The organism is Helicobacter suis HS1, from assembly GCF_026000295.1.
Lineage (GTDB): Bacteria > Campylobacterota > Campylobacteria > Campylobacterales > Helicobacteraceae > Helicobacter > Helicobacter suis.
This window is the reverse complement of sequence record NZ_AP026769.1, coordinates 638121-664580: the sequence shown is the minus strand read 5'-3', so window position 1 is coordinate 664580 and position 26460 is coordinate 638121. Positions and strand designations below refer to the sequence as shown.

The following is a 26460-nucleotide window of genomic DNA, read 5'->3' as shown; positions in this document are numbered from 1 at the left end:
TTTTTACCAATTGTAAGTAAATAAGGGTTATAATGCGCTGAATATTATTTTTGGAAGGTTGTTTATGAGCAAAAAATTAGAATTCCTAGACAATGAGTCTAAGGAATTTCAAGAATACATGAAGGAATATATGCACACTGAAGAGATTGAACAAAAAGGGGCGCTAAAAGAGGGCGTGGTTGTTTCTATTAATGAATCTGAGGGCTATGCTATGGTGAGTGTAGGGGGCAAAACAGAGGGGCGTTTGGCATTAAGTGAAATTAAAGACAGCGAGGGTCGTTTGCTATTTGAGGTTAATAATCCCATTCAGGTTTATGTCTCTCAAAAGGGTGAAAAACCCAGTGTTTCTTACAAACGCGCCTTGTCTTTTATAAAAAACCAAGAAAAAATCCAAGCTTTAGGCGAAGATTATAAAGACAAGATTATAGAAGGCAAGATCACCAGAGAAAATAAGGGCGGTTATATTATAACAGATGCAGAGGGTGTGGAATATTTCTTATCTAAGTCCCAATCCTCTTTAAAAAGAGAAAGTAAACATTGTGGCAAACATATTAAGGCATGCATTATAGCCATTAATCCGGGAATGGATCAATTTCTGTCTCTCGTAAGCGCTTTTTTGATGTGTATAGCAAATACCAACATGAGCAATCCCAAAAACTTGTTGAATCGGGAGCTATTTATACGGGTATAGTCAAAAGCGTTACAAGTTTTGGCGCCTTTGTAGAGGTAGAGGGTGTAGAAGGGTTGGTACACTACACAGAAATTACCCATCGCGGCTCCACTAACCCGGCTAAGTATTTTAAAGAAGGCGATGCTGTGCAAGTTAGAGCTCTCTCTTATGATGAAAAAAAGAGACGCCTTTTACTCTCTGTTAAAGCCACCATTGAAAATCCTTGGAATGAAATCCAAACTAAGCTAAAAGTAGGTTATGCCATTAAAGTTGTGGTGAGCAATATTGAGAGTTATGGCGTATTTGTAGATATTGGTAATGATATTGAGGGCTTTTTACACATCTCTGAAATCTCTTGGAATAAAGATGTCAAACACCCCCAAGATTATTTGTCTTTAAACCAAGAAATTGATGTAAAAATCATTGAAATTGATAGCAAAAACCGCCGTTTACGGGTGTCTCTCAAGCAACTTTCTGATAAACCCTTTAATGAATTTGTTTCAAAATACCGCGTGGGGGATTTGGTTGAGGGCAAGGTTGCAACCCTAACAGATTTTGGCGCTTTTATCAACTTAGGGGGTGTAGATGGGCTCTTGCATAATAAAGATGCGTTTTGGGAACAAGACAAAAAGTGCAAAGAACACTTTAAAATCGGAGATGTGATTCAGACAAAAATCTTAAGGATCAACAAAGAGGAGGAAAAAATTTCTTTAGAAATGAAGTTTGCCCAGCCCTCCCCTGTGGAAAAATTTAGCCAAAAGTACCGCGTTGGAGATGTGATTGAGGGTAAAGTAGTTGGCATGAAAGATTTTGGGATTTTTGTAAGCGTGGATCACATTGATGTACTCATCAAAACAGAGGATTTATACCCACTCAAAAAAGAGGAAATTAAAATGGGCGATAGTGTTGCCGGTGTAGTGGTTGCTATTGAAAAAAATCACCATAGAGTCCGCGCTTCTGTGAGTCGCTTAGAGCGCAAGAAAGAGCAAGAACAATTACACGCTTTTAATACAAATACCAAGATGACACTAGGAGATAAACTAGTAGGAAAACTTTAAACTGAGCTATGCGCGCTATAATTCGCTCATTAATGCTTGGGTTTATGGCGTGCGTCGCCTTAGCTGTGGTGGCCTATCTTGGCTATAAAACCTATATCTATGAAGGCAAAAGGCCTGCATCAGGATCTTCTTTTGGTGTAAATGTGTATTCTACGCTTTTAGGTATCACAAACCAGCAATCTGATTTAAACCAACAAGATTCAACAAGTGCAGAAAATAAGAGTTCCTTTGTCAAATCTTTACACGAAAACCATATCCGATTTGCTGAAGGAAAAGAGGATTTTAGCTACCCTGTTGTGGAACGCAAACTAGCCATTGAATTTTTAGATAATGTCCCCAGACGCAAATTATTAGTGAGGAATTTAGATACCTATAAACTTTTTTGTTTGCATGAAATTCTTAAAGCTAAACATGTGGATTTTGCGATGGATCAAAAGGATAAAAAGACAACTTTAATTATCTATCTGCCTAGTACGGCTAAACAATTTTTAGATGATCTTAAATACTACCAAATTCCCTATGAATTTGATTAAAGGATAACCGTGCACATTGCTATCTGTGATCCTATCCACCCAAAGGGGTTAAAACTTTTACAAGAGCAGCGAGATTTTACCTTTGTAGATTATTCTAACCTCCCTAAAGATGAACTGCCCTTAGCGATTAAAGATGCTCATGTACTCATCACCCGTAGCATGACTGCTATTAATGCCTCTATGTTAAAAGAAGCACATACGCTTAAGGCAGTGGTAAGGGCTGGCGTGGGGGTGGATAATGTGGATATACAGTATTGCTCACAAAGAGGGATTGTGGTGATGAATGTACCCACAGCTAACACTATTGCTGCCGTAGAGCTCACTATGGCGCATTTATTAAATGCGGTGCGTTGTTTCCCCGGGGCTAATGCTCAGCTTAAACTTAAACGGCTTTGGAAACGCGAGGATTGGTATGGCACAGAGCTTTTTGGTAAGAAATTGGGCATTATTGGTTTTGGCAATATTGGTTCGCGTGTGGGGGTGCGTGCACTAGCCTTTGGTATGGAAGTGTATACCTACGATCCTTATATTTCCAAATCCAAAGCCACCGATTTAGGCGTGATTTATACTAAAAACTTTAACGATATTTTAGCCTGCGATATTATCACAATCCACACCCCTAAAAACCAAGAAACCATTAATATTATTGATGCAGAGCAAATTGCGCAGATGAAAGAGGGGGTGATTTTAATTAATTGTGCTAGAGGGGGGCTTTATAATGAGACGGCGCTTTATAATGCTCTTAAATCTCACAAAATACGCTGGTTAGGGCTTGATGTCTTTAGCAAAGAACCCGGGATTAATAACCCGCTTTTAGACCTAGAAAATGTCTATGTAACTCCTCATATTGGCGCTAACACGCTAGAATCTCAAGAACAAATCGCTTTGCAGGCTATCCAAGCTGCTTTAGAAGCACTAAGAGGGAGTAGTTATCCTAATGCGCTAAATATCCCCATTCAAGAAAACATCGCCCCCTATGCTAAACCTTATTTATCCCTCACCCAAAAACTAGGCTTTCTTTGTTCACAAATTAATAAAGATGCGTGCAATGGATTAGAGTTAATTTTAGCTGGTCCTATTAAAGAATATTCTAATTCGCTACTTACCTTTGCGCTTATGGGTTTACTTAAGCCAACTCTAGGCGAGAAAGTCAATTATGTTAATGCCCCTTTTATTGCTAAAGAGCGCAATATCACCCTTAGTATCAAAACTTTAGAAGATGCCACGCCTTATACTAATTTAATCACGCTATGCATGAGTAGCCCTAGCCAAACTACCCAAGTAAGCGGGACGGTCTTTGCGGATAATTTATTAAAAATTACTAATATCAATGGCTTTGAAATGGATGTTAAGCCTCAGGGGACGATGATCTTATTTAAAAATACAGACAAACCCGGAGTGATTGGCAATGTAGGCCAAACCCTAGCTAAGTATGATATTAACATTGCTGACTTCCGTTTAGGCCGTAATAGCAAACAAGAGGCTTTAGCTGTTATTTTAGTAGATGCCTCTATTAGCCCTAAAATTTTACACGCTTTGCAAGAAATCCCCTATTGCTTAAGCGTGTGCTTGGTTTCTATTTAATTGCACGAACTCGTTGCTAAATTACAAGCCATTAAAGCTTTGCGCGTTATTGATACGCCCCTAGATACTAGATTAGAAATCCCCCATATTGCCTACATTGAGGCTAAAAAACCCAAAGGTGGACAGGCTTTACTCTTTAATAAACCCATTAAAGATAATTTCGTTTTTGATATTCCTGTTTTAATGAATGTTTTTGGCTCAAAAGAGCGTTTAGAGATAATTTTAAATAGACCCATTGAGGCCTGCAGACAACAACTCCAAACCCTACTCAATTTAAAAAAACCTAAGAATTTGAAAGATTTATGGTTTTGTCTTAAAAATCTAGGCGCGTTGTATCACACCCTGCCTAAAATCTCTAAAAGGCCATCTTCTCACCGCTATTTTTTAGATGCAGAGATCAATCTTTATCAATTGCCCATTCTAACCACTTGGGAGGAAGATGCTGCTCCCTTTATCACTATGGGGCAAGTTTATACTAAAAGCTTAGATGGCAAACACCAAAACTTAGGGCTTTATCGTCTACAAGTTTATGATCAAAATCATTTAGGTTTGCATTGGCAAATCCATAAAGATGCTAACCACTTTTTCCATGCCTATAAACAAGCAGGGGTAAAAATGCCTGTGAGTGTGGCTATTGGAGGCGATGTACTTTATACTTGGTGTGGACAAGCGCCCTTGCCTTATGGAATGTTTGAGCTAGCTCTTTACGGGCTATTAAGAAATAAGCGCGCTTTGCTCATGCCTTGTAAAACTAATCCACTTTGTGTACCCATAGATGCAGATATTATCCTTGAGGGGTGGGTAGATGTTAATGAGTTGCGTTTAGAAGGTCCTTTTGGCGATCACACCGGATTTTACACCCCCAAAGAGCCCTACCCCGTGCTAGAAGTGAGCGCCTTAGCTTTAAAGCAAAATCCCATTTATTTAGCTAGCGTGGTGGGTAAGCCTCCAGTTGAGGATAAATACATGGGTTTTTTTACAGAACGACTCTTCTTACCCATTTTACAAAAAAGTGCGCATGGTTTACTGGATTATCACATGCCAGAAAATGGGGTATTTCATAACTTTATCCTAGTAAAAATAAAGCCCAGTTATCCCGGACATGCTAGCCAAATCATGCACCACTTTTGGGGTACAGGCCAGATGAGTTTTGTTAAACACGCCATTTTTGTAGGTGCAGATGCGCCCGCATTAACCAACTACCCGGCTATTTTTGAATACATTTTAAATCATCTTAATCTAGCTAAAACAATTATCACACAAGGTATCTGTGATGCCCTCGATCATGCTAGCCCTGATTATGCCTTTGGGGGTAAATTAGGCATAGATGCCCTAGAGATCACCCCCCACCCTAAAACCCCTTTAAATGATGATATTCTTTTAGAACGCTTACAAATTCTTATGCCCTCTATCCAAACTTTAAAGCAATACGGCACACACACTAAAAACCCCATTGTACTAGTAGGGGTGGCTAAAACAAACCCGCTTAATTCTGAGCTTAAAAATTTAGAGCCCCTCTATCCCCACCTTAGCGCAATCATTCTAGTAGATGCATGCAAAAACGATTTAAATAACCCCTACATGCTACTTTGGCGTGTGGTTAATAATATAGACGCCCAGCGAGATATTTGGTTAAGCGCCTCTTTAATTTGCATAGACGCTACAGATAAAAATATACAGGAGCACAAACGCACATGGCCTAGAGAGACGGATTGTTCTTTAAAAGTGCTTGAAAAGCTAGCTAAGCAAAATCTCATTCCCCCTTTAAGCGATGCACTTTATAAACACTATCACATTTATACCTCTCCTAAGGGTTAATATGGATTTTAGAAAAAAACTAGAACAACTTCTTATACGGATTGAAAAAGCCAGCCATTCTAACCACCCCGTACAACTCATCGCCGTCTCTAAATACGCCACCATAGAACAAATTAAAGCCCTTTATGCCTGTGGCCAATGCGCTTTTGGAGAAAATAAAATTCAGGATTATCAAACTAAATCTAATGCCTTGCAAGACCTACCCTTAGAGTGGCACATGTTAGGAGTCTTACAGCACAATAAAATCAACAAACTTCTAGCCTTAAAACCCACTCTTTTACATAGTTTGCACTCTTTAGAATTGGCTGAGGCGATCCAAACTCGTGCTAAAGAACCTCTTAACGCCCTTTTACAAGTCAATATTGCAGAAGAATCTAGTAAGAGTGGTATCAGTCCTAATTTAGCCCTACAAACCTATTTAACTATTAGCCAAACTTGCCCACAAATCCACTTAAAAGGTCTTATGGTTATTGGCCCTCTTAATGCAACTAGAGTACAAACAGAAAGTGTTTTTAAAAAAGCCAAAAAATTATTTGATCAATTACCCCATGCTCAGATTTTATCTATGGGCATGAGTGGAGATTTTGAAATCGCCATTGCCTGCGGGTCTAATATGGTGCGTATTGGGAATGCGTTATTTGAAAATTAATTAAAAAACTTTATCTAGTCACGCGATCTTAGGATAAAGCCCTGAGCACTTTGTAATCTTAGTTGGGTTAAGACTACCCACGCGCTACAGAAATAGCCTTGTAAGCGCAAACACAAGCCTTTTATGCTAGCTGTTGAGGCCTTTAGTTAAAAAGCCCTCCCTTAAAGAAGGGGTGTTTTACTCCCCATTGTGTATTGTTCTGCCATGCAAGCAGCCTACAACCCTTATAATCCTAGAAACGCTGAGATCAAAGAGGTAGAAAAGTATGTACGCCAAGAAATGGCGGACTTTGATATAACAAAAAGACATTTTACCTTTGAGGAAAAATACCGCCTAATATCATTTATTGATCAATGCCGCCGTGAGATAGCGCCCGCGCTTGTTTTGCATGTCTTGTATGAAACACGCGGGGCTGAAGTGCGACAATCAAGACTAATGAAATGGCTTAGCAAGCTGGGTGAATGGCGCAAGTACTTCAAAGAACATAAGCTTAATTTTGATCCAAAAAGAACCTATCATGTGAGTGAGAAGCGCCTAGACTACTATAAAAGAAAAACCAAAGTAAACAAAGAACTACTAAGAGAAGCTATTTTAGCAATCGGCAGCAGCGCCCCACGCAAGGGCTATAAGGCCATGTATGATTATTATTTAGAGTTAGAGCGGGTTAACAAACCAGATTTTAGCATGGCTTTTCCGCGCGTTTATACCATTATTAGGGAGATGATAGAGGGGGACATAGAACTAAGTGGCTTTTTTTTAACATCACAGGCTCACAGCGCTCATATCCGACAAATGCAATTAAGGGATTTCTCAGAGGAGGAGTAAACGCGCTAAACCCCTACTAAACGGGGGTTGAATGGGTGTTAAACCCTTGTCTTTTAGTCTTTTTTAACACAAAATCCAAGTAACTTGCTGTGATCTTAAATTTTTGTAGTGTGCTTTTTCTGCCTAGTTTGGCATAGTGGAGAGCGATTGCCTTATGTTTTTTGCGCGCCTCCTTGTGGCTAGTTCTTGGTTTATGAAAACTAACTTGACACCCTCCATACAAAAGACAAACACTTTTATAATCTAGCGCCTTGAAAGTCTCAAAGTCTAAATACTGGTTATTGGTTGTTTTTAAGGTAGCTAGGGACATAGTTTGGATCATTAATGGCTAGTTGGCAAAATTTTTGTTCTTGTACTTTTACCATGTTTTTAAGCGCGAAGATGAGGTGACTAGCTTGTTGCTTAGTGAGTGCATTTGTGCGCGTTTTGCAAATCCGCCATGCTAACTTTTCAAAATCCGCTAAAGTCATATCTAAATCATCTAAAAGATCGGCGATTAAGTTGGCTTGTTTTTTTGTCGGCGCTTTGGGATCTCTAATTCTTTTGTAGCGCTCAGAGGAGCGGCGCAATAAGGCCAACACATCTATAAGGTGTTCAATGGCTAAATCTTTGCAACTTGTGACATAAAAGCGCTCATTTAGCCAGCGCTCCCAGATACCAGACTTTGCTAATAATTTTTGGAGTGGCTCCATGTGGATTTGGGCTAAGAGGCTTTTTCTAAAAGCTTTTTGCTTTTCTGTCATACTCCCCCCTATCAGGCTTATTAGTGCCAAATTCCTTATAGAAGTCTTTTCTATAACTTCCTTATCCATGCCTCATTTTAGCATAGAAAAGCAAAAGATGTATCTAAGAATTGGCAAAATGAGCGCATGGAAAATTTTAAGCCGCTTGAAGTGATGTTAAGCCCACTGGGCAGAATTAAGGGCATTGACGGCCGCGTTTTTGTGGTAGAGAAAAGCGTATTTGAAGCGCTTAAAAAAAGTCAACTTGATTTACCGGTAAATGTTGATCATGAAGGCAGCGCTATTGGCTGGATCAAAAATGCAAGCCTAAGATTAGATGATAGCGGCATTTATGGCCTTTTAGAATTGAACAAAAATAGCCAATATTTGGTATCTGAAAAACATTATCGCTACTTAAGCCCGTCGTATTTGGTAGATAAAGATAATAATGTGCAGACAATCACAAGCCTTTCACTAGTCAACACGCCAAACATTCTCAAGCAGGCGCTAAATTCAATACAAGGAGCACCAATGGAAATACAAAAAGAGCAATTAGAGCCACAAAAAGGCCAAGAAATAGAGGGAAAAGCCGCCCAAACACAAGAGGGAAAAGCCTCCGTTAATTTAGATGAGGCGCTAAAACCACTTTTTAACGCGCTGGCTAACTTAAGCATTCAGATAGAGGAGCTTAAAAAACTTCTTGAGGCTAAAAATGAGGGGCAGGAGCAGGAGGATAGCGATACAGAGGAAAACACACAGGTACAAACCCAAGCCAAACGCGCTAAACAGATAAAAAACTTAGTAGCCAATAATGCGATTTTGCCCAAACGAGCGGGCGCGCTTATGGATTTTAAGGGAAATGATGAGGCGTTTGATGAGGCCATTGAGATTTATAAGCTTGAGGCATGCGCGATTTATAATAAAATTGAGCTTAACAAAGTGCAGGCCACACCGCATAACACCTTAGCTGAATTGATCGAACGCCAATTAGGACAATTTGGCCATGTTAGCGCCACTTCCCAAAATTGATCTGCCGCCAAGTGTTTCAGTTAGTGATCTTAACTTTGATCAAACACTTAAAAAGCTTTCAAATAACCTTGAAAATCTCAAAACCTATTGTAAGCCGCAAGAAAACCGCCAAATTGATGGCGTTATTCCAACAGATAGGAAAGACTTCCAAAACCGCCTAAAAAATGGCATAGATCGCCTAAATAAGGCTATTGATAAACACAATCAAGGCTTAATTTTAGGCTCAGATCCATTATTAGTTAGCTTTGATCTTAATTTTTACCAGTCTATTGGTGTTGATTTAGATAGGCTTTTTATTGATCTAGCCGATTTAAGTTTTAGCCCAACTTTGCAGCCAGTGCCCACCTATCTTGGGCGCAAAACTCTAGGACTTGGCTACTTTTTGGGCTGTTTTGGGGTGTGTTATTTAAAAATAAACCGCGCAGAATTTGCAGAAAATAGCAGCGCTGAAAATCACCCACTGCAGGTGCGCACTGATAAAACTTTTAGCGCCAAATGCTCCTTAGGTGTGCATCATAAAGAATATTTTTTTGATTTAAGCGATTCAAAAAACACTTTTAGCGCTGTGCTTAAGGCAGAAAAAGGCGCGCGCTTGAGCATTAATGCAGATCAAGGGCTTTATATTGCTCATTTTGGTTTTTTAATTCTTTGAAGGCTTAAAATGTCTGACTTTGGAGACTTAAAGAACTATTTAAAGGGGCTTAAATACAGCTTTAACGCCGATTTAAGCGCACAGCGTAAACAAATGGCCTTAAATAGCTTCAAAGATTTTTGTTATAGCTATTTTGTTCACCATTTAGACAAACAAGATACAAGCGCCTTTAGGGAGGCTATTTTTTCTAATATACGCAACTACCTTGAGGCCTCCAAAATCTGTATTTTTAAAGCTTATCGGGGCGCGTATAAAACCACTTTGTTAGGGCGTATGCTTGTGCTGTGGTTATTTGTGCGTGGTGATAGAAACTACATGATCTATATTGGCAATAAAAAAGAGGATACAGAGGAGACCATAGAATGGCTAAAGGTAGAATGTGAAAATAACGCCGCTTTTATCCAAGATTTTAAAGTTGATAAGGGTTTTACTTGGCGCAAAAGCGAGTTAGTGATTAATTTTGATAGCACACCTAAAAAGATCAAAAGCTATAGCATTGAGGAGAGCATACGCGGCTTGAACTTTCTAGGAAAGCGCCCTGACTTAATCATTTGTGATGATGTAGAAAATGGGCAGCGTATTCACTCTAAGAAATACCGCGAAGATGTGGCTAAACAATTTGAAAGCGCGATTTTAAAGCTCCCCGCGCGCAAAGGCAATTACAATATTTTAGTAGTGGGCACTACGCTCCATGAGGATTGCTTACTTCTAAAATTAGCCGATCGCTGGAATGCTAAAAGCTATGATTTTCCGCTAGTGCTTGATTTTGGCGCTAACATTGACGGGCTAAATCCTGAAAATATCGATCAATACGATATGCAAAGCGTTATTTTAGATGATCCTAGCCTAGACAAAAAAGAAATACTCATGGAGTTTTTAGCCAATAAAAGCGCCTTTTTTGCTGAGTTTCAAAACACCCCAAAAGCTAGCACTGATGCCATTTTAGGCAACTTTGAGACTTATACAGACTTACCCGATCTAATAGATAGTATTTATATGGGCATTGATCCAGCACTTGGCAAAAATAAAGGCGATTATTTTGCTATCGCGGTGGTGTATTTTAGCCGCGCGCAAGTGCGCTACTTTGGGAGTGTGCGCGCCTACAAAGAAAAGCCCGAAAAAATGATTGATATTTGCTTAGAAACTTATGAGCGCGCCCAAAGTATCTGCCCTTTTGTCAAAGTGGGGATTGAAGTGGTGGCCTTTCAAGTCTTCTTTAAAGATCAGCTAAAAAAGCGCGCTTTAGAACTTGGCTTAAGCCTTTTTAGACCGATTGAACTAAAAAATACGATTAATAAAGCAATTAGGCTGGATAGTTTAGCCCCACTCTTATCGGATCGCGCTTTGCTCATTGAAAAATACAGCCATGAGCTCATTAATGAGCTTGAAAGCTACCCAAATTGTGCCCATGATGATTGTTTAGACGCGCTTGAGTTTGCCATGCGGCTTGTGCGATCTAAGCCCTTTATTGACTATGGCGCGATTAGAAATGGCCTAAAACGGCGCTTTCATTTTAAACGCGGCTTAAGGTTTAAACTATGAATGGCAGTATCTATAATATCACGCTTAATGTCAATGGCGAGCCCGTAATTCGCCGCGCGCGCCAATCAGTGCAGCAACTCCAACAGAGCACCGAACAAAGCACCCAAACTACAGAGCAAAACACCCGCGCCACCCGTGAACAAGAAAAAAAGCTAAAAGAACTTGATAATCAAGTTAAAGATAATATCGCTAGCTTTAAGAATTTAGCCGGGCTTTTAGTGGGCGGGTTGTTTGCCCAGCAAGTGGCTAGCACGATTAAAGCCATTTCAGCAAATGAACAACTGAAAAACTCACTAACTAGTTTGATCTACACTAACGCTAAAAATACCGATAGTCTGGGCAATCATTTAGGCGTGTTAGATAAGTGGAGACTCTCCACTCAAGCGGCCGCTAACACCTATAAAGAACTTGATCGTATCCAGTTGGCTACTAAATTTAGCCTTGATGATTTAGGGGGCATGTTCAAATCTTTTTATTCCACCGCCGCTAAATCAATGGGCCTTAAAGATGCGCTAAAGGTTATGGAGGCAATAGCCTACACCGCGCAAGTCAGCGGGGCTGATGTCAACAGCCTAAAAGCAACTTTAGATAGTCTAGGCGCGGGCACAGTAGCAACAGCTACAGACTTTGGGCGTTTTGTCAATTCTTTGGGCTTAACTACGGAGGCTATGAGCAAGGCTAAAAATGAGGGCAATTTAGCTAACTTAATGCTTGAGAAAATGGGCAAATTCAAAGAGACTGCCAAACTCACCGCCGGGAGCTTTGAGGAGACTTGGAGCAATTTTGTTAACGCCTTCAATAACGCTAAACAAGCCGCACTAGAGCCTTATTTTGAGAATATCAAAAAGACTTTGAGTGGCTGGACTTCCATACTAGATCAAAATAAAAACCTTTTTAAAGATATTTTAGCCACTCTAGCCAAATATAAAAGCGTGATTATTGCGCTAGGGGCGGGGTTTTTAGCCTATAAAGTGCAGGTATTAGCGGTCAGTGTGGCCACTAAAGCCTACACCGCCTACACTACAGCAGCGGCCAGCGCGGGCGGGGCTTTTGCGTTATCTCTTAGAGGCATTAGCCTTGCCTTAAGAAGTATGGCTATCCCGGCCATTATTGCTGGAATTGCCTACATTGCGAGCAATTGGGAGGATTTAGCTAAATCCATGCGCGCACTTTGGGAAAAGGCGCTATACACGCTAAAAGCCCTTTGGCATAACTTTATCAACGCGCTAAAAATTGGCATGAAAGCTTTTGGGCTTTATTATGTGGAGGTATTCTCCTCCATTTTGCAAACCGCTAACAATGGGCTAGGGCGCTTTGCTCCGGAGTTTCTAAAAAAAGCTACCGCCTCTATTAAGGCCACTAAAACCGCCCTAAAAAATGAGATAAGCGCGCTAGCAAAAGAGATCAAGCCATTATCAATGCCCACACAAGTGGAGGCAAAAACTAAAGGGGTCATCTCTGTGCCCAAAGTCCAAACTACCGCTAGCAAACCCACTAAATTAGGCGCGCTTGAGTGGAACATTACAAAAGATGTTGATCCAAAAAAAGCGGAGGAACTAGCTAAAGCCCTGCATGATCTAACCCGCTCCTCTATGAGCGAATATGCTAAAAAGATTGATGACATCAAGCAAAAAACTAAAGAATGGATCAAAGCGGGCGTATCCAAGAACTTAGCCCTAAAAGAACAAAAACGCTTGATCAATGCGCTAAATGATTCTATGGCACAAGAGCGCAATAACGCCCAACTAGATTACTTAGAGGCTATGGCGCGCACTAAAATAGAGATGATGCGCGCGGGGCTAGATCAAAATATCGCCAAAGAAAATCTAGCCTATGAACAACAAATGAGGCATTTAAACGAGGAAAGCGCTAAAAAGCTTGAAAGTGGCGCGCTTTCCCTTGATCAAATTAATAAACAATACGCGGCCTTGAGCGCGCTACATGATAAAAAAATTAAGGATATTCAAGAGGCGGCTAAACTAGAGGCACAAAAGGCAAAAGAAGCGGCTGACGCTTTAGCCATTTCTAATAATCAAGAATGGCTAAATAACGAACTAAATATTAAACAGCGCGCGATTAATCTAATGGCTGAGGGCAAGCAAAAAGAAATCGCGCTAGAAAAGCTTAGACATGAACAAGAGATCAAAAACCTTAATAAAGAAATAGCCGCTAAAGCGGTGGCTAATAAAATGAGCATTGATCAGGCCAATAAACTCTATGAGCTTGAAAATGCCCAACACCAAGCTAATTTGAAGGCAATTAACACCGCTAAAACGGGGGTTAAAGGCGCGTTTAACTTGGATTTAAGCGGGGTTTTTCAAAGTGGCTTAACTAGTGGGATTGAGGGTGCTAGAGATAGTTTTATTTCTATGGCTAGCGACGGGTTTAATCAAGGCTTTTTAGCCCCCATAATGCGAGGCGATCTATCCGGAGCACTCAAGGGCATTTTTGGGGAAAGCTTTAAGATTGACGGAGATAGCTTTTTAGGCAAGTTTGAGGCCGTGCTAAAGGGGGGCTTTGAAAAATTAGGCTTAGCACTAGCTGGCTTTGGCGCGGGCACAGCTAGTGGTAATCTCATAGGGGGCTTTATTGATACACAAGGCGATAAGGCCGCACAAAAACACATGAAAACGGGTAACTTAATAGGAAGTGGAGTGGGCGCTGGAGTGGGCGCGGCACTCACTCCAGTTTTAGGCCCACTTGGCCCTATCTTAGGCGGAGTCTTTGGCGGGGTGTTTGGCACATTAATAGGAGGCTTTTCCTCAAAGAAAGTTGAGACAACTTTAGTTAATAAGGGCATCGAGTTTTTCAATACCGCCACTTTTGACATACTCCCCATAGCTAAAGCTAGGGGATTCTGGGATCATCAAAGCTTGCCCGCTAGGCGGGTCTTACAGCTTCTCCTCCAAGAGTGGATGCCCCCACTCTATGAATATTTATACTTGCGTTCAAATCTCTATCCAAAGAAAAGCCACAAGAAGGGCAATGAAAAAACCTATCTTTTAGGCTTAAATCCTCTTTGAGTGCTCCACAATTAGAACAAGTTTTAGAGCTAGGATAGAATCTATCAATCTTAACCACTTGGGTTTTTCTCTCCAAGATAGCCACAAACTCACCAAAAGCCAAATCATTAATCTTGCGCCCCCAAAGTTTAACCATACCCTTCAGGTTCAAATCTTCAATGAAAATAGTGGCGTATTGTTTGGCTAGGCTATTAGCAATCTTGTAGAAAAAGTCTTTTCTAAGATTTTGGACTTTGCGGTGCAATCTAGCAAGTTTTAGCCTAGCCTTTAGGCGGTTATGACTGCCTCTTTTCTTTTTGGATAGGGAGCGAGAGCAAGCACGGATCAAAGGCAAGAATTTAGAGAAAAATAAAGGCGATGGGATTTGTGTGCCATTAGAGCATGTGAGAAAAGTTTTTAACCCAAAGTCAAGCCCCACGCTGTTACCGCCTGCGGGCTTAAGGTTATCCTCTGTTTCGCACACCAAGCACAAGAAATAATCGCCTAGATTATCTCTTTTAATGGTTAAGGTCTTGGGTTTGCCTGCAAGGTCGTAGGTTTTGACAAACTTAAAGCGATAGCCATTAAAAGAGATAATGTTGTCTTGGATTTTATAACCACATTGTGAAAATGTGAAAGACTGATAGTTGGCCACCTTTTTAAATCTAGGCGGTCTGCCTTGTTTCTTAAAAAACTTTTTATAAGCCTTGTCTATCCTCCCTACTAGCTCTTGCAAGGTTTGAGAGCCTAGAGTTTTCAAAAAAGCAAAGCGTGCTGTTCTCTTTAGCTTGGTGATGTGCTTTTTCAAAGTGTAGAAATTCAAGTGCTTCTTATAGAGCCTATAATACCGCTTATGCAAAGCGATACAATGATTGTAGCAAATGCCATAAAGACGCAAGAGTCTGTCTATCTGCTTGTTCTTGCTTGAATTGTAGAGTTTCTGCTTGTAGGCGATGAGCATAGAACTATATTATACACACTTTGCTTGAAAAACGACCAAACATGCGCCTTATATCCCCATAGCTAAAGCTAGGGGGTTTCGGCGCGGTTGCTAAGATCGCATCTTTAGCATTAATGGGCTGGTTTTGAAATTCGGTAAAAAACGCCGCCCTATTGCTTAAAAACTCCATTAGAATCTCTTTTTTGTCTAGTGTTGGATCATCTAGTACAACTTGTTCTAAATCATAAGAGTCTAGATTTTGCGGGCTAAGTCCGTCAATATGTGATCCAAAATCAAGCACTAGCGGAAAATCATAGCTTTTAGCATTCCAGCGATCGGCTAATTTTAGAAGTAAGCAATCCTCATGGAGCGTAGTGCCCACTACTAAAATATTGTAATTGCCTTTGCGCGCGGGGAGCTTTAAAATCGCGCTTTCAAATTGTTTAGCCACATCTTCGCGGTATTTCTTAGAGTGAATACGCTGCCCATTTTCTACATCATCACAAATGATTAAGTCAGGGCGCTTTCCTAGAAAGTTCAAGCCGCGTATGCTCTCCTCAATGCTATAGCTTTTGATCTTTTTAGGTGTGCTATCAAAATTAATCACTAACTCGCTTTTGCGCCAAGTAAAACCCTTATCAACTTTAAAATCTTGGATAAAAGCGGCGTTATTTTCACATTCTACCTTTAGCCATTCTATGGTCTCCTCTGTATCCTCTTTTTTATTGCCAATATAGATCATGTAGTTTCTATCACCACGCACAAATAACCACAGCACAAGCATACGCCCTAACAAAGTGGTTTTATACGCGCCCCGATAAGCTTTAAAAATACAGATTTTGGAGGCCTCAAGGTAGTTGCGTATATTAGAAAAAATAGCCTCCCTAAAGGCGCTTGTATCTTGTTTGTCTAAATGGTGAACAAAATAGCTATAACAAAAATCTTTGAAGCTATTTAAGGCCATTTGTTTACGCTGTGCGCTTAAATCGGCGTTAAAGCTGTATTTAAGCCCCTTTAAATAGTTCTTTAAGTCTCCAAAGTCAGACATTTTAAGCCTTCAAAGAATTAAAAAACCAAAATGAGCAATATAAAGCCCTTGATCTGCATTAATGCTCAAGCGCGCGCCTTTTTCTGCCTTAAGCACAGCGCTAAAAGTGTATTTTGAATCGCTTAAATCAAAAAAATATTCTTTATGATGCACACCTAAGGAGCATTTGGCGCTAAAAGTTTTATCAGTGCGCACCTGCAGTGGGTGATTTTCAGCGCTGCTATTTTCTGCAAATTCTGCGCGGTTTATTTTTAAATAACACACCCCAAAACAGCCCAAAAAGTAGCCAAGTCCTAGAGTTTTGCGCCCAAGATAGGTGGGCACTGGCTGCAAAGTTGGGCTAAAACTTAAATCGGCTAGATCAATAAAAAGCCTATCTAAATCAACACCAATAGACTGGTAAAAATTAAGATCAAAGCTAACTAATAATGGATCTGAGCCTAAAATTAAGCCTTGATTGTGTTTATCAATAGCCTTATTTAGGCGATCTATGCCATTTTTTAGGCGGTTTTGGAAGTCTTTCCTATCTGTTGGAATAACGCCATCAATTTGGCGGTTTTCTTGCGGCTTACAATAGGTTTTGAGATTTTCAAGGTTATTTGAAAGCTTTTTAAGTGTTTGATCAAAGTTAAGATCACTAACTGAAACACTTGGCGTTGACATACTCCCCATAGCTAAAGCTAGGGGATTCTGGGATCATCAAGGCTTGCCTGCTAGGCAGGTCTTACAGCCTCTACTCTTTAGAGTTGAGCCCTTACTCTGTGTATATTAATGCTCGCGTTTAAATCTCTATCAAAAGAAAGGCCGCAAGAGTGGCAATTAAATACCCTATCCTTTAGGCTTAAATCCTCTTTGAGTGTCCCACAACTAGAACAAGTCTTAGAGCTAGGATAGAAGCGATCTATCTTATGCACCTGTGTCTTTCTCTCTAAGATAGCTGCAAACTCACTAAAAGCTAGATCGCTAATCTTTCTACCCCACAACATTTGCATGGCTTTCATGTTCAAATCTTCAATGAAAACATGGGCATATTGTTTAGCTAAATGGTTAGCAAGTTTATAGAAAAAGTCTGTCCTCAAAAACTTAATTTTTCTGTGTAGCTTAGCTAGTTTAATCTTAGCTTTTAAGCGGTTGTGGCTACCTCTTTGCTTTTTAGAGAGAAATTTAGAGCAAGATTTAATTAAAGGCAAAAATCTAGAGAAAAATAAAGGTGATTGAACTTGTATGCCTAGAGCATGTGAGAAAGGTTTTTAAACCAAAGTCAAGCCCCACGTTATTACTGCCTGCAGGCTTAGGTTTATCCTCCATTTCACACACCAAACACAAGAAATAATCGCCTAGATTATCTCTTTTAATAGTTATAGTCTTAGGTTTGCCCTCAAGCTCATAGGTTTTAACAAACTTAAAGCAATAGCCATTAAAAGAGATAAGGTTGTTTTGGATTTTATAACCTATTCCCCCCTTGAATGTGAAAGATTGGTATAAAGCCACCCTTTTAAATCGTGGTGGTCTACCTTGTTTTTTAAAGAATCTTTGAAAGGCCTTATCAATTCTCTCTGCCAATTCTTGTAGAGTTTGAGAACCTAGAGTTTTTAAAAAAGCAAAGCGTTTTATTCTTTTTAATTTTGTGATGTGCTTTTATAGAGTGTAGAGCTTTAGGTGTTTCTTATAAAGTCTATAATATCTCTTATGCAAAGCAATACAATGGTTATAACAAATGCCATAGAGTCGTAGAATCTTGCCTGTATGCTTATTCTTGCTTGCTTTATAGAGCTTTTGTTTGTAGGTGATTAAGGCCTTCCACCTTTCTTTTTGCTTGGGTCTTTTTAGAGTTTTGCTGATTGGCGATGTATTGTTTGATCACTTCCAAAGGAGCACCCCCTACAGAAGAGGTAAAACAAGAGTTTGGCGTAGGCAATTTAGTTCTTAAGTGCGCAAACTCTTGCCTTAAGAGCCGACTACTCCTACCCTTAGCTGTCCTAATAAACTTCATCACCCAAAGCTAGGATCAACTTCTGCCAAAATATGGATATGATCCTTATCTGTTTCCATCTCCAAAATCTCTACTTCTAGCTCTTGCGCCACTTCCAAAATGATTTGTTTTAACCTTACTTCTACCTGATCTACAAGGACTTTTGCCTGTATCACCATACAATGTGGTATTTGCAAGAATAGACAATGTTGTTGTTGCTCTTATATTTGATATATTTATATATTTCATGCAATGTGCTATATGCAACTATAGTTAACTAATACATTGTGAATAGGTTATGCTCCAATATGCTCCAATATGCTCCAATATGCTCCAAGAGCATGCGCCTTATATCCTCATAGCTAAAGCTAGGGGCTTATGGCGCGGGTTGTAATACACTCACACACACTTCTAAATGGCTAGGGGTTAGGGCGATGCTGTTCTCTTTAGGAAAAATACCCGGCCATTTTTCTTTAGACTCTGTAAATAAGCGCTCTAAACGATCTTTAAATTCCTGATTACCCGTACCCTCATAATTTCTAAACTCTAAATTGTGCATTTTCTCATAAAGTTTATCTGCTTTAACCCTGTTTTTATACTCTAGGGCATTGTAGTAATCATTGATCAGCTTTTTATCTTTGCGATAAGTGTTAAGTTCATCATAGAGTTTAATAAAGATGAGTTTAAAGACCTCCTCAAACGCATCAACTCCTGCCCCAGCTAGCACCTCATCTTCTATCAAGAGAATACGCGATTTTAAATTTAAGCCCTCTTTACTCAAGACATCTTTTTTAAGTAAATCCACATATTTAAACTGCTCGCTAAGCACCTCTTTTAGGCTTTGATAGTAATGGGGCAAATGTGGGATACTAATAAAGTGATTGGGGTTTCTACGATGCAAGATGATCTCATCTGCTCCATTGCTCCACACCGCTAAGGGTGCTCCGCTAGCGTGGGCATAGCTCTTTAGCTGCGCCATCCCCTCTTTTTTCTTAGGTTTTTTAAGCTCCACCACAACATATAGGTTATTTTCTTGATCAAGCACTACAATATCAGCCCTTTTTACTTCGCGACCAAAATGAATGGGATATTCTAATAAAATACGCTCTTTGGGGTAGTGATACTCCTCTATGAGTTTAGCTAGATAAAGTTGGCGCACCACCTCCTCAGGAGTCAATTTAATCGCTTTGTCCCGTACAAGACAGGTGATGTAGCCCTTCTTTTTACTCTGCTCTGCCCTTGTCTTTAAATCTGCAATCAAATCTGGCTTAAAAAAGTCTAGTGCCAAACTATCCTCAAAAATTTCCTCAAACATCTATACCCTTGCGGTGTGATTTTAATTTTTAGATGCCCCTCCCCAAAAACAGACTACATTTATCCTACTGACACTGATAACACTCTATAGATCGATCTAAGATATTTTGGATTTCTAGATCCGGGCTTTGGGTGCGTAGGTAGTAGGTGGATTTAAGCCCTAGTTTCCAAGCCAAATAATAGATTTCATGCAAGAGCTTCCCGCTAGCCTTTTTAGGGCGCAAAAATAGATTCAGACTCTGCCCTTGATCGATCCATTTTTGGCGCACCGCTGCTAACTTAATCATATCCTTAGCATCAATATCATAGGCAGAGGTGTAAAAGGGCCAAGTTTCTAAACTTAAAGAGGGCACTACAACCGGAATTAACCCGCTTAAATTCTCCTCCAGCCACTTTTTTTGATAAATAGGCTCAATGGTTTGGGTTGTACCTACCAAAATAGAAATAGAGCTTGTGGGCGCAATGGCCATTAAATAGCCATTTCTCAAACCCTGCTCTTTGACTTTCTTTTTAAGACTTTTCCAATCACAACGGGGTTTATGCGGGCTAATTTCTTTAACTTCCTGCTTGATGTAATCTATTGGAAAAATCCCCTGACTCCAAGCTGAACCCTCAAAATAGGCATAACTCCCCCGCTCAATAGCTAGCTGGCTACTTGCTTTAATAGCCTCATAGCTCATTTTCTCTAATAAGAAATCCATTTTAAGGGCATGTTCAGCGCTACCCCACTTAATGCGCGCCTCTGCTAACATCTGCGCCTCGCCCATCACCCCCAAACCAATGGCGCGGCTTTTTAAGTTGGTTTCTTTGGCCTTAGAAATGGGGTAAAAATTTAGATCAATAACATTATCTAGCATGCGCACTGCGATAGGTACGACTCGCTCTAAATCCTGCTGGCTATTAATCTTGCTTAAATTTAAACTAGCCAAATTGCACACAGCCACCATTCCCTCCTCAGCTACTTTACTTGCCATGAAAATTTTTTTGCCCCCCAAAGAATCATTGCTACTAAGTTTATTGGCTCTTTTAGTAATACCGGTATCTGTGCACACTTCCTCTAATTCCTCAAAAAATTCTCTACTGCCATCTGTAAAATCTATTTGCATTTTATAGTGGCTACTACTGGTGTTTTGATAAATCTCGGTACATAAATTAGAAGAGCGGATCATGCCAACATGGCCATTAGGGTTAGCGCGGTTAGCATTATCTTTAAAGCCTAAGAAAGGTAAACCCGTTTCAAAGTAGTTTGTGAGAATCTTTTTCCATAGATCACGCGCCTTTATGCGGTGTTTAACCATGTGGCTATCTTGCTCGTAGGCTAAATATTTTGCCTCAAACTCTGCACCAAAACACTGGGTTAAATCTTGACATCTATAAGGATCAAAAAGTGTCCATTCTTGATCTGCCTCCACCCTTTGCATGAACAAATCACAGATCCAAAGAGCTGGAAAAAGATCGTGGGCACGGCGGCGCTCATCTCCGCTATTTTTACGCAGATCAATAAATTCTAAAATATCCATGTGCCAGATTTCTAAATACACTGCAATCGCGCCTTTACGCGTACCTAGTTGATCCACCGCCACTGCCACATCATTAGCAATTTTTAAAAAAGGAATCACTCCCGCACTCGCGCTTTTATGCCCATCAATAAAACTACCCAAACAGCGCACTTGGCTAAAATCCCAGCCAATGCCCCCGCCATATTTAGAGAGTAAAGCCATGTCTTTATAGCTATCAAAAATACCCTCAATATTATCCGGGGTACTCCCAATGTAACAAGAACTAAGCTGGTGGTTAGGGGTTCTAGCATTGGCCAAAGTTGGGGTGGCACACATGAGCTCAAAGCGGCTTAATACCCCGTAAAATTCTAAAGCGCGGGCATTAGGATCGCTCTCATTTTGGGCTAAAAACATCGCGATAGCCATAAACATATGTTGGGGTAATTCTATGGGGTGGTTGGATTCATCTTTAAGCAAATAGCGATCATAAAGCGTTTTGATGCCTAGATAATTAAACTGCCAATCGCGCTCAGGTTTTAAAGCACTATCTAGTAATTCTAAATCAAACTTTTCTTTAAACCCCCGTACAATACGCCCCTTACTCTCTCCTCGCTCCAAATACACCCTTAAAGGCAAATATCCGCTAAAGCCACTCACCTTTTGGTATAAATCCTCTAAAAAAAGCCTTGCTGCTACAAAACTCCAATTAGGCGCATCCACATCTATTCTATCCACCGCCATTTTAATAAGACTTGTAAAGAGATCTTGGGTGCTATTGCAGTGTAAGGCTTCTGTTTCAAATTCTTGTTTATCCAAACCTGTTAGGCCTTCTGTAGCCTTGTGGATAATTTGCTTGATTTGTTCTATCTGTTGTTCTGGCAAAACTTTACTCTCATTGCGCTTAGTGGCTGTCATTTCCATGAAAATACCTTTATTTCTTAATGCGTCGGCGTGTAGTTGGATCTAGTGTCTTTTTACGGATACGCAAATTAATAGGGGTGATCTCTAAAAGCTCGTCCTCTTCAATCCACTCTAAAGCCCTCTCTAAGGCCATGATTCTAGGTGGGGTGAGTTTGATCGCCTCGTCGCTCCCACTAGCGCGCATGTTAGTAAGGTGTTTGGCTTTAATAGGATTAACCTCTAAATCGTTATCGCGGCTATGCTCACCAATAACCATGCCCACATAGACCTTTGTTTGTGGGTTGATAAAAAGCGTGCCTCTCTCTTGGATATTAAAGAGTGAAAAAGCGGTGGCATCGCCATTTTCCATACTCACAAGCGCGCCGTTCTTGCGCGATTCTACACTCCCGCTAAAGGGTCTAAATTCTAAAAAAGAGTGATTCATCACCCCCTCGCCCTTTGTATCGGTTAAAAACTCGCTTCTATAGCCAATTAAGCCTCTAGCCGGGATTTCAAACTCCAAACGGCTATAGCCTGCATCCATAGGTTGCATCGCCTTCATCTCAGCCTTGCGTCGCCCTAATCTTTCAATGATTGCGCCGCTAAAATCTTGGGGGGTATCTATGACTAAATGTTCAAAGGGTTCTAATTTAACCCCGTCTTGTACTTTTATAATAACTTCAGGGCGAGAGATACTAAATTCAAAACCCTCACGGCGCAAATTCTCGGCTAAAATGGTGATTTGTAACTCCCCGCGTCCGCTCACTTTAAACTTGCCCTCGCCCATTTCCTCACACTTCATCGCAATATTGGTTTGCATTTCTTTAAACAAACGATCTTTAAGTTTATTAGCGGTTACATGTTTGCCCTCTGTACCGGCTAGTGGAGAATCATTAATGGCAAAAACCACACTCATAGTAGGCTCTTCAAGGTGCATGGGATCAAGTGGCATAGGATTATTAGGATCAACCACACTATCGCCTACATCCATCGCACTAAAGCCCGCAATGGCTACAATATCGCCCGCTTCTGCCTGCTCGATCTCCATTCTAGCTAAGCCTAAAAAGCCAATTAATTTAGTGATGCGGCCATTTTCCTTACTCCCATCGCTTTTATAAAGAGAGAGTATATCCCCTTTTTTAATCTGCCCATTAAATACCCGCGCGATGCCAATTTTGCCCACATAATTATCATAATCTAAAGTAAAAATCTGCATTTGTAAGGGCTCATTAGACGCGCCACTTGGGGCTTTAACATGAGAAATAATAGTCTCAAAAAGGGGTTCTAAATTTTTTCTCTCATCATTTAGATCTTTGATAGCATACCCATCGCGTGCGGCGGCATAGACAACCGGAAAATCTAGCTGATCATCGCTCGCTCCCATAGCCACAAATAAATCAAAGACTTCATCTACTACTTTATCCGGCTGGGCTGCGCTTTTATCAATTTTATTTACCACCACAATAGGGCAAATCCCAAAACTTAGCGCCTTTTTAACTACAAATTTGGTTTGCGGCATCACGCCTTCTTGTGCATCTACTAAAAGCAACACGCCATCTACCATTTTTAATACCCGCTCTACCTCGCCGCCAAAGTCGGCGTGTCCGGGGGTATCTATGATATTAATTTTGGTGTCCTTGTAGTGGATAGCAGTATTTTTAGACAAAATGGTGATACCCCGTTCTCTTTCTAAATCGTTGCTATCCATCATGCGCTCATCAATTTTATCGTGTGCGCTAAAAGTCCCAGATTGGGTGAGTAAGCCGTCTACTAAAGTGGTTTTGCCATGGTCAACATGGGCAATAACGGCGATATTTCTGATTTTTTGCATCTAAAACCTCAGTAAAATAAAAATTCTGGAGGGGTCAGTATAACCTAACTTTACTTAGGTAATCTGATATTTGATATTTAGTCTTTGGAGCGGAAAATGAATTTATCTATCTTAAAAAAGATGAGTGCGCCGATGCTTTGGCCTAGTAATAAGTTGAGCCAAAGGGAGACATGAAGCCACTCAAAAAACAACATAAAAGGCATCATCACCAAAGCTGAGATCATCCAGCGCACCCAGTAAATCACAAAGAGACGGGTCTTGTATTCTTTCAAGAGTCTTTCAAGCCAATCTTGCATGCATTAATCCATAACTCTTTAACCCGTGCTCCATAGTATGCATTGGCTTTATTAAAATGTTCTAATTGGCGCTTGACAATTTGCTCAGGTACGCCCTGCATAGAATCAACGATATTTTGGCAAGTACGCTCTTGTTCCTCTTTAGACATTAAATTAAAAAGATCGCCTGCTTGGGTGTAATAATCCTTATCTAGTTCTCTAAAATCATAGGCATAGGCGCTAAATTCCTCTTCTAGTTTGGATAAATCTAATTTATTCTCGCGTGCGTGGGAAACTTCTTTGTAACCACCCAAAGAGCTAGGCTCATATGCGCGCTCTATAGCATAGAGCCCACTTTGCATCAAACCATCCTTAGAAGAGGTGGCAAAGGGACAACGGGGAGCATTTACAGGTAATTGGCTATGATTAATCCCTAAGCGATAGCGCTGGGTATCCCCATAAGCAAAAAGCCGCCCTTGTAGCATGCGATCGGGGCTATAGCCAATACCGGGGACAATGTGGGCAGGATTAAAGGCAGATTGTTCCACTTCGGCAAAATAATTTTGGGGATTTTTGTTGAGTTCTAAAATGCCCACTTCAATTAAAGGGTAATCCTTATGACTCCACACTTTAGTAACATCAAAAGGGTGGAATCTGTAGTCTTTTGCATCTTTTTCAGGCATGATCTGTACACAAAAACGCCATTTAGGGTAATCTTTTTGTTCAATGGCTCTAAATAGATCGCGCTGGTGAGAATCCATATCATGCATGCGTATGCGTGCTGCCTCCTCACTGCTAAGATTTTCAATACCCTGCAAAGTTTTAAAATGAAACTTCACCCAAAAGCGCTCTTCTTTCTGATTAATAAGGCTAAAGGTGTGGCTAGCATAACCATTCATATGGCGATAACTCTTAGGAATACCTCTATCGCTCATTAAAATCGTAATTTGGTGCAAACTTTCTGGCATAAGGCTAAAAAAATCCCATACCATCGTAGCGTCTTTGAGATTGGTTTGTGGGTGGCGTTTTTGCGTGTGGATAAAATCAGGAAATTTAAGTGGATCTCTAATGAAAAATACGGGGGTATTATTACCCACAATATCCCAATTACCCTCTTCGGTATACAGCTTAAGCGCAAAACCTCTAGGATCGCGTTCTGCATCTGCTGAACCTTTTTCGCCTGCCACAGTGGAGAAGCGCAAAAAACAAGGGGTCTTTTTGCCCACCTCACTAAAAAGTTTGGCTTTACAATATTTTGTAATTTCAGAGCTTGTAACGGTGAGTGCTCCATAAGCCCCGCTTCCTTTGGCATGCACTACCCTTTCAGGGATGCGTTCGCGATCAAAATGGGCGAGTTTTTCTAAAAACCAAGTATTTTGGAGCAAAGCAGGACCCTTTGGACCTGCGGTGAGCAAATCTTGATTATTGCCAACAGGCGCGCCTACAGCATTGGTTAGATCCCTATCTTTCATTAAAATCCTTTCATGTTGACTGGGTTAAAAACCCTAAAGAAAGTGTAGCATAAAAGAACAAGCTTAGCAACACCCTTTAGATTTTAAGAAAGATACCGCCCCCAAGCGCTAGCCTGAGGAAAGGATTTTTAGTGTTTGTGTTTGTGTTCTCCCCCACAAGTACAGGGTCCTACAATATCACAATTACATTTAGCATGGCAACCACAAGCTTTACCAGCTAACCCGCTAGCTTTAAACTGCGCCCGTGTCATTTTAGCAACCCTAGCTTTGATAGCCGCGCGGATAGCTTGCCTGCGTTTTTCAAACTCTTCCATAGTCATATTAGCTGTGTTTTTATCCGCAGATGCTTTGAGCTCATCATAGAGCTTCTTTTTCTGATCCGCATTCATTTTCTTCATCCGTTTAAAAAGTTCCATTTTATAATCCGGTACTTGATTGGGCACAACCTTACCGGCCATGTCAATGAGTTCCTTATCGCTTTTGCTCTCAAATGGGTTACTTTCTGCTAATAAACCCGTGCACAACCCGGCAATTACCAAACCGGCTATTCCTAATTTTACTTTTGTCAATTCCAACTCCTTATATTAATTTAGTTTAATGCAAATAGATACAAGGCCTTTTTCATTGAACCAAAAATCTAGAACTAAAAATCCATGCGAACAAGACTAGTCATGAGGGTGTGGCGGTTTGTGATCCCCATGGGGTCCGTGATCGCAAGGACAACCTGGTCCATGTGGACCACGATCCCAAAACAACCCACTAGCTTTAAACTGCGCCCGTGTCATTTTGGCAATCCTAGCCTTCATCGCCGCGTGGATAGCCTCCATGCGCTTACCAAAATCCTCCATAGTCATGTTAGCCGTGTTTTTATCCGCAGAAGCCATGACTTTTTCATAGAACTTTTTGCGTTGTTCAGGTTTCATTTTTTTAGTGCGTTTATAAAGCTCCATTTTATAATCCGGTACTTGATTGGGCACAACTTTACCGGCCATGTCAATGAGTTCCTTATCACTTTTACTCTCAAATGGGTTACTTTCTGCTAATAAACCAGTGCACAACCCGGCAATAACTAAACTAGCCATTCCTAACTTCACATTCACCACAAAAATCCTCCGTATTTAACGA

Annotated in this window: 20 protein-coding genes and 3 pseudogenes; 9 read left to right on the top strand and 14 right to left on the bottom strand. The window is 40.5% G+C overall.

Translation table 11 applies throughout. From position 1 onward, the window contains the following. Positions 1-64 precede the first annotated feature (64 nt). The 6 genes and pseudogenes from OO773_RS03650 to OO773_RS03625 all read left to right on the top strand — a co-directional run bounded on the left by OO773_RS03650 (position 65) and on the right by OO773_RS03625 (position 7137). Positions 65-1728, top strand: a pseudogene (locus OO773_RS03650) (30S ribosomal protein S1). An 8-nt stretch (positions 1729-1736) separates the two neighbouring features. Next, positions 1737-2261, top strand: coding sequence for a hypothetical protein (locus tag OO773_RS03645; RefSeq protein WP_050780214.1), 525 nt, complete (start codon positions 1737-1739; stop codon positions 2259-2261). Between the two features lie 9 nt (positions 2262-2270). Next, positions 2271-3845: a phosphoglycerate dehydrogenase gene (gene serA / locus OO773_RS03640; RefSeq protein ID WP_006564639.1), complete on the top strand. Its 1575-nt coding sequence runs from the start codon at positions 2271-2273 to the stop codon at positions 3843-3845. Continuing rightward, complete coding sequence (locus tag OO773_RS03635; RefSeq protein ID WP_006564640.1) at positions 3846-5663, top strand: menaquinone biosynthesis decarboxylase; 1818 nt, start codon at positions 3846-3848, stop codon at positions 5661-5663. It abuts the gene before it with no gap. A 1-nt stretch (position 5664) separates the two neighbouring features. After that, on the top strand, positions 5665-6312 hold the full coding sequence (locus OO773_RS03630; protein ID WP_176485177.1) for a YggS family pyridoxal phosphate-dependent enzyme: 648 nt from the start codon (positions 5665-5667) through the stop codon (positions 6310-6312). A 204-nt stretch (positions 6313-6516) separates the two neighbouring features. Beyond that, a complete protein-coding gene (locus tag OO773_RS03625) occupies positions 6517-7137 on the top strand; it encodes a hypothetical protein (RefSeq protein WP_073115555.1) in 621 nt (206 codons plus the stop codon). Positions 7138-7153: 16 nt separating this feature from the next. Here OO773_RS03625 and OO773_RS03620 read toward each other — a convergent pair whose 3' ends face one another. Together OO773_RS03620 and OO773_RS03615 are read right to left on the bottom strand one after the other, a co-directional pair. Continuing rightward, positions 7154-7447, bottom strand: a complete 294-nt coding sequence (locus tag OO773_RS03620) for a hypothetical protein (protein WP_034377027.1) — start codon at positions 7445-7447, stop codon at positions 7154-7156. After that, a complete protein-coding gene (locus OO773_RS03615) occupies positions 7416-7880 on the bottom strand; it encodes a phage protein GemA/Gp16 family protein (protein ID WP_064429818.1) in 465 nt (154 codons plus the stop codon). The genes OO773_RS03620 and OO773_RS03615 overlap by 32 nt, the downstream gene beginning before the upstream one ends. Positions 7881-8006: 126 nt before the next feature. Between OO773_RS03615 and OO773_RS03610 the strand changes: the two genes are divergently transcribed. From OO773_RS03610 to OO773_RS03600, 3 genes are read left to right on the top strand one after another with little or no spacing between them, the layout of a single operon-like run. Next, positions 8007-8888, top strand: a complete 882-nt coding sequence (locus OO773_RS03610; RefSeq protein WP_006564643.1) for a phage protease — start codon at positions 8007-8009, stop codon at positions 8886-8888. Then, positions 8863-9540: a hypothetical protein gene (locus OO773_RS03605; protein ID WP_064430245.1), complete on the top strand. Its 678-nt coding sequence runs from the start codon at positions 8863-8865 to the stop codon at positions 9538-9540. Before OO773_RS03610 ends, OO773_RS03605 begins: the two co-directional genes overlap by 26 nt. Positions 9541-9549: 9 nt before the next feature. Then, positions 9550-11082 (top strand): hypothetical protein, encoded by a 1533-nt coding sequence (locus OO773_RS03600; RefSeq protein ID WP_064430246.1) that lies wholly within the window; start codon positions 9550-9552, stop codon positions 11080-11082. 2880 nt (positions 11083-13962) lie between these two features. Here OO773_RS03600 and OO773_RS03595 read toward each other — a convergent pair. The 12 genes and pseudogenes from OO773_RS03595 to OO773_RS03540 all read right to left on the bottom strand — a co-directional run bounded on the left by OO773_RS03595 (position 13963) and on the right by OO773_RS03540 (position 26435). After that, a complete protein-coding gene (locus OO773_RS03595) occupies positions 13963-15045 on the bottom strand; it encodes an RNA-guided endonuclease InsQ/TnpB family protein (protein ID WP_073193814.1) in 1083 nt (360 codons plus the stop codon). Between the two features lie 4 nt (positions 15046-15049). Then, a complete protein-coding gene (locus OO773_RS03590; protein WP_264828690.1) occupies positions 15050-16072 on the bottom strand; it encodes a hypothetical protein in 1023 nt (340 codons plus the stop codon). Between the two features lie 9 nt (positions 16073-16081). Further along, complete coding sequence (locus tag OO773_RS03585) at positions 16082-16735, bottom strand: hypothetical protein (protein ID WP_264828689.1); 654 nt, start codon at positions 16733-16735, stop codon at positions 16082-16084. Between the two features lie 77 nt (positions 16736-16812). After that, positions 16813-17863 (bottom strand): annotated as a pseudogene (locus OO773_RS03580) (RNA-guided endonuclease InsQ/TnpB family protein). 6 nt (positions 17864-17869) lie between these two features. After that, a pseudogene (gene tnpA, locus OO773_RS03575) lies at positions 17870-18288 on the bottom strand (IS200/IS605 family transposase); the annotation flags it as partial. A gap of 132 nt (positions 18289-18420) precedes the next feature. After that, on the bottom strand, positions 18421-19359 hold the full coding sequence (locus OO773_RS03570) for a type I restriction enzyme HsdR N-terminal domain-containing protein (RefSeq protein WP_006564899.1): 939 nt from the start codon (positions 19357-19359) through the stop codon (positions 18421-18423). A gap of 64 nt (positions 19360-19423) precedes the next feature. Continuing rightward, positions 19424-21778, bottom strand: a complete 2355-nt coding sequence (locus OO773_RS03565; protein ID WP_034376057.1) for a ribonucleoside-diphosphate reductase subunit alpha — start codon at positions 21776-21778, stop codon at positions 19424-19426. Positions 21779-21788: 10 nt separating this feature from the next. Beyond that, the gene (typA, locus tag OO773_RS03560) at positions 21789-23588 is read right to left on the bottom strand and encodes a translational GTPase TypA (RefSeq protein ID WP_006564897.1); all 1800 of its coding nucleotides are present in this window, start codon (positions 23586-23588) and stop codon (positions 21789-21791) included. 77 nt (positions 23589-23665) lie between these two features. Then, entirely contained in the window at positions 23666-23884 is a 219-nt protein-coding gene (locus tag OO773_RS03555; RefSeq protein ID WP_034376058.1) for a hypothetical protein, read from the bottom strand. After that, entirely contained in the window at positions 23857-25341 is a 1485-nt protein-coding gene (locus OO773_RS03550) for a catalase (RefSeq protein WP_006564896.1), read from the bottom strand. The genes OO773_RS03555 and OO773_RS03550 overlap by 28 nt, the downstream gene beginning before the upstream one ends. A gap of 122 nt (positions 25342-25463) precedes the next feature. Beyond that, positions 25464-25904 (bottom strand): DUF1104 domain-containing protein, encoded by a 441-nt coding sequence (locus tag OO773_RS03545; RefSeq protein WP_231102840.1) that lies wholly within the window; start codon positions 25902-25904, stop codon positions 25464-25466. A gap of 96 nt (positions 25905-26000) precedes the next feature. After that, positions 26001-26435, bottom strand: coding sequence for a DUF1104 domain-containing protein (locus OO773_RS03540; protein WP_231102839.1), 435 nt, complete (start codon positions 26433-26435; stop codon positions 26001-26003). Positions 26436-26460: the final 25 nt, after the last annotated feature.